General features: G+C 55.5%; 9 protein-coding genes and 1 pseudogene. 5 read left to right on the forward strand and 5 right to left on the reverse strand.

Annotated features, from left to right (window positions below; genetic code table 11):
- Positions 1-412 precede the first annotated feature (412 nt).
- Both DELCS14_RS14490 and DELCS14_RS14495 read left to right on the forward strand, forming a co-directional pair.
- A pseudogene (locus DELCS14_RS14490) lies at positions 413-703 on the forward strand (DUF1232 domain-containing protein); the annotation flags it as partial.
- A 285-nt stretch (positions 704-988) separates the two neighbouring features.
- Positions 989-1210: a hypothetical protein gene (locus tag DELCS14_RS14495; protein WP_013802306.1), complete on the forward strand. Its 222-nt coding sequence runs from the start codon at positions 989-991 to the stop codon at positions 1208-1210.
- A 489-nt stretch (positions 1211-1699) separates the two neighbouring features.
- On the opposite strand, the gene DELCS14_RS29945 is transcribed toward DELCS14_RS14495, so the two are convergent.
- The 5 genes from DELCS14_RS29945 to DELCS14_RS14505 form a co-directional block, all read right to left on the reverse strand.
- On the reverse strand, positions 1700-2320 hold the full coding sequence (locus DELCS14_RS29945) for a hypothetical protein (RefSeq protein WP_083829086.1): 621 nt from the start codon (positions 2318-2320) through the stop codon (positions 1700-1702).
- Positions 2321-2390: 70 nt separating this feature from the next.
- A complete protein-coding gene (locus DELCS14_RS30565) occupies positions 2391-2795 on the reverse strand; it encodes a hypothetical protein (RefSeq protein ID WP_157158271.1) in 405 nt (134 codons plus the stop codon).
- Positions 2796-3081: 286 nt separating this feature from the next.
- Positions 3082-3915 (reverse strand): hypothetical protein, encoded by an 834-nt coding sequence (locus tag DELCS14_RS30570; RefSeq protein ID WP_013802307.1) that lies wholly within the window; start codon positions 3913-3915, stop codon positions 3082-3084.
- Positions 3908-5599: a hypothetical protein gene (locus tag DELCS14_RS29950; RefSeq protein WP_013802308.1), complete on the reverse strand. Its 1692-nt coding sequence runs from the start codon at positions 5597-5599 to the stop codon at positions 3908-3910. Before DELCS14_RS29950 ends, DELCS14_RS30570 begins: the two co-directional genes overlap by 8 nt.
- A gap of 730 nt (positions 5600-6329) precedes the next feature.
- A complete protein-coding gene (locus DELCS14_RS14505; protein ID WP_013802309.1) occupies positions 6330-7529 on the reverse strand; it encodes a restriction endonuclease in 1200 nt (399 codons plus the stop codon).
- A gap of 229 nt (positions 7530-7758) precedes the next feature.
- Here DELCS14_RS14505 and DELCS14_RS14510 point away from each other — a divergent pair, with 229 nt between their 5' ends.
- From DELCS14_RS14510 to DELCS14_RS14520, 3 genes are all read left to right on the forward strand, one after another.
- Positions 7759-8997, forward strand: coding sequence for an alpha-xenorhabdolysin family binary toxin subunit A (locus DELCS14_RS14510; protein WP_013802310.1), 1239 nt, complete (start codon positions 7759-7761; stop codon positions 8995-8997).
- Between the two features lie 77 nt (positions 8998-9074).
- The gene (locus DELCS14_RS14515; RefSeq protein WP_172642956.1) at positions 9075-11492 is read left to right on the forward strand and encodes a hypothetical protein; all 2418 of its coding nucleotides are present in this window, start codon (positions 9075-9077) and stop codon (positions 11490-11492) included.
- Positions 11489-12787, forward strand: a complete 1299-nt coding sequence (locus DELCS14_RS14520) for a hypothetical protein (protein ID WP_043796135.1) — start codon at positions 11489-11491, stop codon at positions 12785-12787. The genes DELCS14_RS14515 and DELCS14_RS14520 overlap by 4 nt, the downstream gene beginning before the upstream one ends.
- Positions 12788-12851 lie beyond the last annotated feature (64 nt).

Raw genomic sequence — 12851 nt, forward strand, 5'->3', positions numbered from 1 at the left:
GCCGCCATCATCCAGCCCGTTCACAACCTCGCACATCCATGACCGCCGGTGAAAAATTGAAGGCCTGGGCACGACGCATCAAGCGCGATGGCGTCACCCTGTGGTTTGCCTGCAAGAGCCCGCAGACGCCCTGGTACGGTAGGGCCTGCTCACACTAATGTGGGGTCGCGAAGCTGCCTGCCAGCCCGCCAATCAAGGCGCGCGACGCCGTGCGTGTGCCCACACGCACAAGGAGCGCAACGCCGAGTGGCGGGCTGGCAGGCAGCTTCCCTTCGGGTTGCCCGGCTGCGGGGCCGTCTGCGGCGTTGCACGCGCTTGCAAGGCACGGGCCTTGCTGCGCACGTGCGCCTTGCATACGACCCCGCAGCCGGGCAACGCGATCCCCAGATTAGTGTGAACAGGCCCTAAGACCCTGGGCGCCTTCGTGGTCGCCTACGCCCTGAGCCCCATCGACCTGATCCCCGACTTCATCCCCGTGCTGGGCTATGTGGATGACGTCCTGCTGCTGCCCGCGCTGATCTGGCTCACCGTGCGGCTGCTTCCCCCGGCCGTGTTGGCCGACAGCCGCCAGCAGGCCGAGGCCTGGATGCAGGCCCAGGGCCGCAAGCCCCGAAGCCGTGCCGGAGTCGCCCTGGTGGTGGGCGTCTGGCTATGCGTTTGCGTGGGGGCCTTCCTTGTGTTCCGAGGGCGCTGGGGTCTTTGAGCTCGGAGCCTTGCCGGGCTTCGCGGCGGCGGGCGGACAACAGGCAGGGGCGGGCGCTGCGCCAGAGCGCTGTATCATCTCGCCCAGGTGCTGAACACACCTTCACAGGCGGTCCCGCCACACTCCCGAAAGCAGTTGGACGTACTCACAGGAGGCCTTATGGCTGCTTTCCTTGCGGGCGTATCAATGCCCGAACCCTCTCCCAATCCATTGCATGGCCCCGTGCTTCTGGCGCATGGGCATTCCTTTGTTTCAGCTGCCAAGCGCGCTCATTGAGGAGTTGCCATGCTGTACTTTCAACTTTCCGAGCCCGAGTACAACAGCCTGCGGCGCGTGCAGGATCAGTTGGGGCTGATTTCCAGTTTGATCATTGGCGCCTACCCGGGGCATGCCTTGGAGCCGGTGACTCCTGGGCAATTGCTGGCGTTTATTCAGGCGCAGGAAGAGGCGCTTGAGGGGGTGATGGGGGGAGTTAGTGAGCGCGGGGTGGTGCGGGGGACGGATTGACTAGGGTGCTGCACTGGGAGGCCACGCATGATATGCGTGGCCTTTCGGAATGGTTTGGGGCTGCTAACGGGGTTTGGAGCATGTGGACAGTCAGTCTCTTGAGGACTGCTCTCGGCCACAAGTTGACGGCCACCGTAGATCTCAGAGCGCCTGCTTCAGGCTGGTTGACGACGTTCAGCGGAGACAACCAGACGACGGCTCTCGACCCGTTGCAGACGTTCGCAGAGGCCTCATTGACGACAGCTTTGCAGCGACTGCCGCTGCTCATGACTGCATCGCGACCAATCGATCAGAGTTACTTGTTGCATCCTGGAGAATTGCATAGATGTAATCCATCCGGGATGCAACAGGTAGGGATAGAAGTTGACAATGCGCTTGATCTGACCGAGTCGGGGGGCGGGTAGCACTGTTGCAGCGCTGTCCGACCCAATACAGGTGTTCGCTAAAAGCAGAGTTAATTCATCCCCCGAGGCGGGATGAAGTTAGTTATTATACACGGGATAGTGCTATCTTGCAGTACGAATAATATGATTCTGTATGGATCCACTTCATTCCGTGAATAGCGGTATTGCTATGTATTCCTGTGCTGCCAGCAGTCATTACAAAGAAATTTCTCTGAATCAATTCAACTGCTTCACTGTAAAGATGGTGAAAAAATAGATTGCCATCCCGTTCCTCTTTCAGAGAAAGGACACCCTCTTCAGTAAGAGCTGTCTCGTAGATTTTGACAAATGCACGAATTGTATTATCGCTTATTTGAGAGAATGCGCGTGTTGCAGCGGCCAAGTAAGCCTCATTATTCCATTTATCTCTGTAAATCAAAGCCAAGGAAACAAGTGCTGCTTTTCCATGAGTTTGCCTAACGGTCTCAAGAATTGCATATAAATAATTTGAGTAAGACTCGTTCTCAGCAATTTCACTAAGTAATTTGTCATCAATTTCCGCATCGCTCACGAATTTTTTGAACCTATTCTGTAAGTGTTTGTTGTAAAAGTGATCGGCAAATTTTGCAATTAGTCCAATGCCTGGAATTCCAGCATCCGATGCAAGACCGGCGACGTCACTACCCGCTTGAATAATTTCCTTGCCCCAGTCATTTTTTTTAGTCACTGCTGCTAACCTTTATCGTGTCTAACGTTGAGTTAATGTGCTATTGAACTTGGTATGTTTGAACTATTAGTTAGGCGTCACGTATCCGGTCCCACTTCTCTTTATGCGCGGTGATTTCGTGTTTGACAACTGAAATTAACTTCACTTTGCGGCTAATTCCGAGCAGTTTCGATGTGCCGCGAAGCTCATGCGCTTCTGCATGTGTAAGGACGTAGCAGTCGGCCACTCGCTCGCCATGAACCACCACCACAACCAAGAAATCGAAATCACGCGCTAAACATCCAATAGTGTTGTTAGTGCTCTTATTATGCAGATCGGTTGTTTTTACTTGGATTCGTACAATTCGGCCTGATAGAGAGATTGCGGTTAAATCGTAGCTGTCTTGATTTGCTTTGATTGCTGGGTAGGCTTCAATATCGTTCTCAAGTAAGCGCGTAAGAGCTAGGTACTCACCGAATTTTCCAATGAACCTCATATGATTTCCGATTTCTGACGCCTAAACAAATGAAATAATTTTTTTACTTGGCGCTGTATTAAATTTAGTTAAATAAACGGGCTAAATTAGACAAGCCTGAAAATTTTCAATTTCAATATTTTGGGAATGCTGGTGATGATTTTTGATGTGTTACGCATCTGGCTGGCATGCTACTATCACAAGCGGAACATTATGGCCTGTGGACCTGATGTGAGAAAACGACATATTTATAATTGTCTGCGAACGCAGAATCAGTCTTCCGATTTTAATTCGCGTGCTTCTTCAATTATTTCTTTTGTCTTGCGATTAAATCTGGTTGAATGTTAATATATGTTTCCCTTGCATTGTCGGAAAATATACTCTCTTCAGGAAAGACGAATGCATTAAATAGCTGAGAAAATGCAGCTCTGTCTTTACGCCAGTCACCAATTAGATATCTATTTGTAATCCATCGTTCAAGAATAAAATTTACTAAAAATCTATTAAAACTTCTAACGGCATTATGAGAAAGCTTTGTCAACTCAAAAGCGGAAACTTGGGATATCTCTATTCGCTGAAGCATCTCTTGCGATATCCCTAGTTCAGATGCGGCTTTGGAGCTAATGTATCCGCGCGTATGAATTGCAGCATGACGAAGTTCGCAAAGAGTATCAAAGCCTGCAAGAGCAGTAGAAACGGAGCTAGAAGAAGGAATGGATACGCCAAGCAGGCGGGTAGCCTCAGACTTTATTTCAGATGCACCTGCCAAACTTTTATGCTCAAATACCGAAAGACCAAGAGCTCGTGTTTTAACCCCGTAGTACGCAATTGAGCCAAATGGGACTTGTATACGATCTGCATGCTTGGCTGCAAACGGGCATATATCCAGGGACTGGACCAAAATAGATCGAAAGTAAAATTCAGCAGCTGATACAACTCCCAATAAAAGTAGACTGAGCGTAATTGCGTCATTGCTGAGCTCGGGTCGCACAAATCTAGCGACCAATTCCTGTGTGTGGGAAAAATAGTCTGCAATAGGGCTTACGCCCGTAGGGAGTTGGCATTTTGCAACTGCATTTTTTGGGTCAATGGAAATGGCTTCTTCGGGTTTATTAAGATTTAATTTTGACTCTTTAAACACTTAGAAACTCCTCTGCTACCGTTTTAATGCGCTTACTCCAAATAGGTCCTATATAACTACCTGGTCGACGTAGAGATTGTTCATCGTCTGCAATGAGATCCTGTACAGTACGAATTGCAGTATGACGCTTTATTGCTTCAATCTTTGCCCGTGGTAATGGAAGGTTGTCTATTGCTGCCTTGAGAAGCTCTGAATATACAGAAGCAGTTTGCAATTCAGATCCACAATGCATGCAGAATCGCTGATTCTCTATTTGTCTTGGCGTTCCACACTTAGTGCAGGGAGGAATTGCTAAAACACACTGGCTTTCATATCCTTTACCAAGAAGAGTTTCGGCTTTGACTTTTATTAGCGCATGAGCGGATTGAACTTCAAGAGCATCCACAATATCTGTTATCTTATATGCACGCCCCAAAGAAAGCGATGTCGAAGCAATCAGGGAGCCGTAGTGAACTGAATAACGATGATATTGACCTTTTTCACCCTTTGATAGATCGCTCTGTTTCCTAACTAGTCCTGCATACTCAAGCATTTTCAATATTTTTTCAAGCTCATTGGAAAGAGGTCTTGAAATTGCAATTACTGTTGCCTTGCTATCTATTTTCTTTGAAGTATTGAAGTTGCGAATTGCAGATTGTGCGGCAGTTTGAAATTTCTCACCCGTTGCAACATAGTTTGAAAATCTCGGCAACCTTAATCCAAGATTGTGAAAAACAGATTCAACGGATTCGGAATGGTCTGATATAGTGTCCAAGACCGTCTTGCGTAGGCGACTGGTTGATCCCTTTTGAGCCTCATCTATAACTGACGAAAGCATATTAAGAAAGCCCCGTGGAAGGCCAAAAGATGCCAGTGCAATTAAGTCAATGTACTCTTTTCCATTTGGCCCAAGTTTTGACAAAAGCTCCGCCGGAATTCTATGGTGCGCGATGTCGCGCATAGTACTCAGAAATGAGTCACTAGTAGGTTGCAGCCAAGCTTCTAAAACTTCGGCTTCATGCCCGACCTGAAAATTTGGTGAGAAGCTAGTAATTCCCGGATAAATAGCTGCCTTCGCAGCAACATTCCTTGATCGCAGCTCTCTGAAAATCTCAAAAAATTCCTGCTGTTGTCGAAAAGTGAACGCATGAGCAGCGTCGTCTAACAGTAAAACAGCACGAGAAACTCCTATACCAGAAGAGATATCACGAAGTAGTTCGAGCATCTCTGATGGTCCAATCGCAAATGGAGCGCTTTCTGGAGTCCCACCCGCCTCCATCATCCGAACATAGCCATCAGCCTTGCGAATCAGTGCTTTGGTCGCAGTATCTAGATGCAAGGGATATTCTCTATTGGTATCCTCGATGCCTAAAAGAAGTTTTGCAAAAACCCATTGTCGAAAGAGCTCTAAAGCGTTTGCCCGTGTTTGGAATAATGGCTCAAGCGCAAGAGCACGTGCATAATTTACATATATAGGCAAAGCACTCTTTTCTCGGCAAAGTTCATAATAGGCTCTGCGCAATAGAGTTGATTTCCCGCTACCCCGAGGTCCAGAAAGCAATTTCGCGCCAGGCCCCTTTAGTTTATCTAAAACTTGTTGTTCAGCTATTGAAAGGCGTGTCCATGTTTCTAGTTCAGCTTGCGAAAGATATTCTGCGCGCTGCTCAAAAATACTTATTAAATCTTGATCGCTTATTTTTGACATGAATTTTGAATTTATAAAATTAAATCTATACTGAAGTATTTTTGCAAAAGAAACTATACTTTCAGATATATCTAATATTAATCAATCGCAAGTAAAGTAATTTTCTTATGCAAAATGTGCATGAAATATACGAATTTAATCACGAGGTTACACGATTTCATTCATCAATTCTAGCTCCAAAGCAACAACGTGATGCAGCCATTTTGGTTGGAGCTTTGCTATTTCTCGAAACATCTGATAACATCTTTGATCCAGTCTATGCGCTAGGCTAAATTTTCTCCCATAAAGTGGCTAACGCCGCCTTGCTAGAGATCCTGTAAAGCAGTTATGCGTAGAGTGACTAACCCATCTATCTAAGAATCATAGCTTGCTTCTACTGCTCACAGAGCGTTAGCAATATTCCTGCCGCGCAGTTTCCTCCAGCAATTCATGCTGCTCGTACCTAAGTGGTTGGAGATCACCTCCCCAATCCGTTTTATTCAAATGATAAGTATGGGAGATCAATGATCGAATGATTGCTTCTGGGGCGGCTGGAGACAGTCGATCAGCTCGCCTCGAAAGACTGTTCCAAGTCTGAAGCTGTTGTTTGGTTTAGCGCTGCGGCTGTCCGCTCCTGGCCGATAGTGCGCGCTCGGCGCCATTGAGCAGATGGCGGCAACCGCTGCACAGCAGTCATCGACGCGGCCCCTGCGAACGTCGGAAAAAGGTCGAAAGCAGACCATCTAGAAAATCAATTCCCAACCCCAACCCCAACCATCTCCCGAGTCCCTCGACACCCCGCACCAAACGCCGAACACCCCCAAAACGCCTTCCCAGCCGCAGGCCCTCGCTTGGCAACCCGCTGAACCATGGCTTTTCCGCATTGAGGGCAGCCGGGTATTGGGGAAGCAGCCGGTTGCACTGTGTCAAAAGCAGGCTCCGTCTTGACGGGCTCGACCACAGGCACAGGGCTCGCCAAAGGTGCAGAAGTCCGGGCCTTGGTTGTTGAAGCCGCTCCTGTCTGGGCCTTTGCCTCCTTGAGCAATTTCATGAGCGCGGCGCCGTCCATGAGGTGGATATTCCTCCCCGCAGCAAACGCCACAGCTTCCTGTGTGAAGCGGCCAGATGTCACCACAAAGCCGGCAGCGGCCCCATCAGCCGCCATGACGCCATAAAGCTCGCGCACCGTGGAAACGCCCACCTTGAAGGCTTTCCATTGCTTGCATTGCACCAATGTCTTTTCGCCATTCTTCGAGAGGACCAGGTCCACGCCCCCATCGGGCCCGCCGCCGCCGGTTTCCTTGACGCTGTAGCCGCGCCGCCGAAATCCCTCACCCACCAGTGTTTCGAATTCCCGCCATGACATGTTCTGCAGCGCATCCGCGCTGGAGCTGGCCGAGGTGGTTTCGAACAACCGGCTGCGGCGGCGCTTGCGCACGGCGGAAATGGCCGCGCCGGCCAGGCAGATGAGAGGCAGGATGTACTGGCCACCGGTAGCCAGGCCTTGCCAGATGGCTGTGGTGGCCAATTGGCCGATTTGCTGCGGGCTTTGTGCTGCAGGCAGGGGACGGATGGCAATGGAGTGCAGCACCATGTAGCTGATGAGAGCCAATGCTATGCCAGCCCACCAGGGCAGCATGGCAACCAGATCCATGAGGTCTTCTGCCGTGCTGGTCTTTCGTTTTCTTGCCACTCCCGCTCCTCCATCGTTCAAATTGCCGAACATTTTGCAACATTTATGGGTGAGGCGAATTCCTGTGCCAATGGGTGCGGTGAAATCAAGAGAAATTGACACTGAGGATTTCTTCTGGCTGGCGATGAATGTGTGCAATGCGCTATTGATTGCATAGCAGGTGGTGTATGCCTGGCCTACGAAATTTCTTGCCTTGTCATTTGGAGCAATGGATTGAACGTATTCATTGCCATGGGTCGCGCAGGGGACAGGTGCCATTGGGTGTCAGACAGCAGTCCGGCTGCTGTCCTTATCCCCAGTGCTGTATGAATTTGTGTCACTTGTTTGGGGGACATACAGGGCCATGGTGGCTACCTAGCATCCGGTCGACTGGAGCGCAAAAGCAGGGCGGGCGATGACTGCGGTGCGGTCATTTCTTCAACGCCGCCGCTTGTTTGCACACCGATTCGCGGCCGAATCCGGCCTTTCACCATCAGGAGCCTTCGCCATGTCCGACTCTGCAAATTCAACGAATGCCTTCACTCCGTCTGGCGATATCTACAAGGGAATTTCCGTTCTCAGTTCAGAAGACTGGATCGGGCTGACGACATTCTTTGAGTCTGCAGTCACCGACAACCCGACCACCACGGAGCTGATGCGCGCCATGCTGGGCATGCAGAAGCAGGATGCTTTCAGGCCGGAGTTTTCCGAAGCGGTGGAGCTGTTCGTCACGCTCAAGGGTGTCGGCCAGAAGTTCAAGGCCGATGTGCAGGACAAGATGCTGACCCTTGCCGACGATATCGTTCAGTACAACGATGTGGCGGCAACCACCTATGAGCGGTTGATCGAGCTGGTGGACCGTTTTGATCTGGAGGGGGTGCCCACCCCATCGGCGGAGCCGGCAGTGGAAGCGAAATGGAAGGCCCTGGTCAAGGTTTGGGAAAGCGATACGCCCAGCGGGCGGTCGGAGCAGATCAAGCGCAATTTCAGCAGCGCGCTGGAGCAGCTGATTGAAGACGCCAATGCGCGCTCGGTGCGTGCCTTCGCGCTGCAGAACTCCATTCTTGACAACGGCAACGGAATACTGATGCGCCTGAATGCCTGCAAGACCGCATTCAATGGACAAAAGCAGAAGTTCACGACCAATCTGGGCGCCGAGGGTGCTGCCAACCAGAAGCTGAAGGCTGCCGTGGAGAAGCTGGAGAACGACTTGAAGGCCCTGCGCCGCAAGGAAAAGGATGAAGTCATCGTGCTGTCCACGTCTCCGGCCTATCTGGCCATTCCGCTTTTCGGGCCGCTGATTCTGGCGGGGGTGGATATCGGTGTGGGTGCGGACCTTGCGGTCACGCGCAGGAAGATTGCCGAGAAGGTGGATGAGGTGAGAACCATCCAGGCCACGATGGCTACGAACGAGCGCTTCATCGGCTATTACAACCGAAGCAATGATCGCTTTGACAGCATCAGCAAGAGCATTGAAGACCTGGGTCCCAAGCTCAAGACGCTGGGCGAGGCATGGCGTGCGATTTCTGCCGATCTGGGCAACATACACAAGGTCTTGAGCACCACCGGCCGCAAGTCCCTGCAAGGGGAAAACTGGTTCAGCCTGACGGTGGTGCTGGGCACGGCCAAGAAGGGCTGGGCGCGTGTCGCCGGACAGGCAGACCATTTCCGCCGTTTTGGCGGCACGCCCAAGAAGGCGCAGAGCGTGGACCAACTGGTGGAGCTTGCCAGCAAGAAGGCAGCCTGAGCGATCTGCTCCAGCCTTTGTCCAACCGCTGCACAGGTGCAGTGCCTTACCTGGAATCACCCGCCATGACTTCAGCAATGACTCCCCTTGAATTACGAACCCTGATCGATCGCTACCGTGCCGAGGGCCTGGTGCCGCCAGGGCCGCTGGTCTGCAGCGGTGGCCGCGCGCCGGACGGCAGCTTCAATCCCCTCGGCATCGTGGCCGATCTGGTGGTGGACCTGAAGGTGTCGCTGGACGAGGCCGACGCGGCTGGCCTGCAGGCGCTGGACATCCATGCCGATACCGTGGTGGTGCCCGAGGGGTTCGACAGGCGGCTTGACGGTGCGGTGCGGCGGCTGACGGTGGTTGCCCGCCGCATTGTTTCCGAAGGCACGACGGTGCTGCGCATGCTGCATGACGAGGACAACGAGCTCAGCAGGGTGCGCATTTTTGTGGATGCCGTGGAGGGCAGGTTCACGCTGTACGGCGGCCCCACGCGCGACACCCCTTATGCGCTGGAGGAGGCCTGGGACACGGTGGCGCGGCCGCAATTCAGCAATTTCCTGTGGCAGGACAACCGGGCTGTGGTGAAGCACACCCCCGTGCCGCCCGGCCTGCTGGAGCATGGCGAGCCGATGCACAGGGTGCTGGCCGCGCTGTTTGCCCTGAGCGCCGGCATGGCGGGCAGGCCCGGCCATAGCGACCACAGCGAGGCCGAGCTGGCGTTGTGCCATGAGGCGCTGGCCTGGATCACGCGCTGGTCAGGGGTCGAGTCCGGGTTTGGCGAGTTGATCCAGGCGGCGGGTTCGCTGCAGCGTCTGCTGCCGGTCATGGGCGTTGACGGGCTGGCCAGGCCGATTCCTGATCTGAGCGCCGGCAGCTATCTGTCGCTGGCCAAGGCCCGGCAGGAGGTGATGGCGGCCATGGAGGCCCACCTGCGCAGCCTGCGCGCCAGCGGCGAGCTGGCAGGTGCCGTGGGCAGCGTTGCGCAGGCGTTTGCCGACCGGGATACCTTGGACCTCAAGACGCTGGAGGCACGTTGCACCGAGCTGGAGCAGCGGTTGATTCAGCAGATCGAGGCCCTTGACCGCGCCGCACGCACGGTGCGCCAGGAGGAGCTTGAAGCGGAACTTGCCGCCATGCGGCTCAAGCTTGAAAGCGACGTTGCCCAGATCGTGCGCACCGTGAAGATGAGCCTGGAAATCGCCTTTGGCGTCATTGCGGTCGCGGGCAGCGTGGCGGCCCTGTGCGTGGGCGTGCCGCCCGACCCGAAGGCGTTGACCGAGACCGGTCAGAAAGGCGTGCTCGGCCTGAAGGACTTGTACGGGCAGGCCAAGACGCTTGGCGGCAGCATAGACGGCCCGCTCAAGGCGCTGAAGGCCCTGGGTCAGTCGTTTGCCATTCCACTGCAATGGGCCAGGCACAACTCCAGCACGCTCAAGAATCTGGTGGATCCCGCCAAGGGCGCATTGAATGCGGTGCTGCCGGTGATCCGTGGGCCGCTGGGCGGGCTGGATGTCGAGGGGATTTCCCGGGAGCTGGGCGACACCATGCGTGCACTTGCGCTCATGCCGGATGCCAATGAAGCCAAGGCCGCCTGGACGGTGCTGGAGAACGATGCAGTCAACCGGCTGGATCTGGTGCTTGCCACGGAAGGCACCGAGGCGGCCGTGCGCAACGCCGCCAACACCCTCAAGACACAGGTGCAGAAGGTGGCCGTCTATGGCCGCCTGCTGGCTGAGCAAAGCGCATCCAAGAATGCCATTGCCCGTGAGCTTGCCACGCTCAAGCTGGAATACGTTGCGGTGATCGGCAAGCGCAAGCGCCTGCAGGCGCTGGAGCAGCAGGCGCTGACAGAGCTGGAGCGCAGCGCGCGGCTGCAGGGCGAAATCACCCTCAGGGCAGAAAGTGCGCGCCGCGGCTTCTTCGTGGACTGCTTCGGGGTCCGCGCCGCACAGGCCTACGAGACCGGCAAGCAGCCCGGCCACCGTCTGTCGATGCCGGGCACGGCCGCTGCCATGGCAGATGCACACGCCACCCTGCTGGCAGACCACGCCAGCGCGCAGGCCGCCAATGCGAGGACCCAAGGGGATTTGCGGCGGGAATTGCGGGTCACTGACGTCGCGCTGCTGCAGCAGCTGGCGCATGGACAGCCCATCAGCCTGTCCATTGCCACCAGCCATCCGGCACTGGCCAGCTACCGCCGCATCCGCCTTTCGTCGGTGCAGGCCTGGCTGGAGTTTGCCGATGCCTCGGCCCAGCGCATCAATATCGACATGGTGACCGGCAGCGACTTTCACGACAGCACAGGCAACGGGGTCGAGAGGCTTTTCTGCTCGCCCCTGAAGATCAACTTCACCTACGCCGGCGACCAGATCGAGTTCTCGCAGCATCTGGGAGACGTCTGCCCGACGCCGTTCACGACGTGGCTGATCGAAGTGCTGGAGCCCCGACAGATGCCGGCAGCGCCTCGGGCCCTGCGCCTGTTGATGGCCGGCACTGCCGCCAAATGAGCCGACTTCTGTGGCTGCCCGCCGCTGCCACGGCGCTGTGCTGCGGTGGCGCTCTGGCATCAAGCTGCCGCGTCGAAGCCGAGCCCGCGCGTGAGCCAGTCGCAAGGCAGGTATGGACCGATATCGCCGAGTTCTCGTTCCTGACCGGGCTTGATCTGGACGATGCCAGCGGCCGCATGACGCTGGTAAGGAGCCTGGAGAGCATGCAGTCGTTCCCTGCGCTGAAGGCGGCATCGGCCGCTTGGGGCACGCTGCGTGCCCGTATCGACGGGCTGGCCGACACGGTGCAAAAGCTGGGGCAGGCCGTCGGGCGTTTGCAGCAGCTGTGTGACCAGCTGGATGCCGTTTCGCTGACCCCCGACGCACCGCTGGACGAGGCCCGATGGAATGCGGGTGTCGCAGCCGTCGAGACGGAGATGGATACGGCCATTGCGGCGGCTGCACCCGTCGTGGCGCAGCTGGAAAGTCATGCCTCGCTGCTTCGCGTGGCCGCCGCGCACCATGCCAGGCAGCCGCCACCGGCAAACGCGGTGGTCCGCCTTGGGCCCGCGCCGCAGGCGATGGCAACGGAATTCAGTACCCTGGCATTGCGCTGGCGGGCCGTGGCCTCCGACCTTGCAAATGCTCGCCGCATCTTGCCGGTGAGGCCGGTGCGTGGTTCATCCGCGCCCTTGATCGCCATGACGGCCGCCATGCTGGAACTGGCGCGGATCTCCGCCGAGGCGCATGCACTCTCGGCCCAGCGGCTCAGCGATGCGGATTTTCGGCGCTACGAGACGGGCGACTACCTGTACGACCAATGCCCCATGCTCAAGGACCGCCAATGGGTCGGGCTGCAGAACCTGTACTGGAGTGAAAGGCGCAACGCGGTAGCGCTGCTGCAGGGCACGGGCCTTGTGTCTCCCCCCGGGCTGTACAACGTCAAGCCATGGCAGATTTCCGTCCCGGCCATGATTCTGGGCGCCGACAGATGGAGGTTCCTGCGCACCGGCAAGGGCTACTGGCTGGTCCAGAATGCGGCGTTCGGACCGGGCACCATGGCGCTCGATGTCACCAGCGTGGCCGGGAAATCGCATCTTGAACTGAAGATGACAGCGTCAGCGGGAGACTCCCCACGCTTCAGCGGCCAGCAATGGCGCTGTGCGCCCAGCGACCTGCCGGGCCAGTTCCATCTCTACAACCGCTTCCTGTCGGATGCCGTCGTGCTGGATACGGCCAATGACAATGGCATTGCCGTCATGCTGCCGGCCACCAGCCGCTCCTCTGGCCAGTATTGGCGTGTGATCGAGCGGTAAGAGGTACTTGGGGGCAGGACCCCCTTGATCTCAACCGCACTTGAGGTTGCATGCTCCAGGCTTC

The organism is Delftia sp. Cs1-4, from assembly GCF_000214395.1.
Taxonomy (GTDB): domain Bacteria; phylum Pseudomonadota; class Gammaproteobacteria; order Burkholderiales; family Burkholderiaceae_C; genus Comamonas; species Comamonas acidovorans.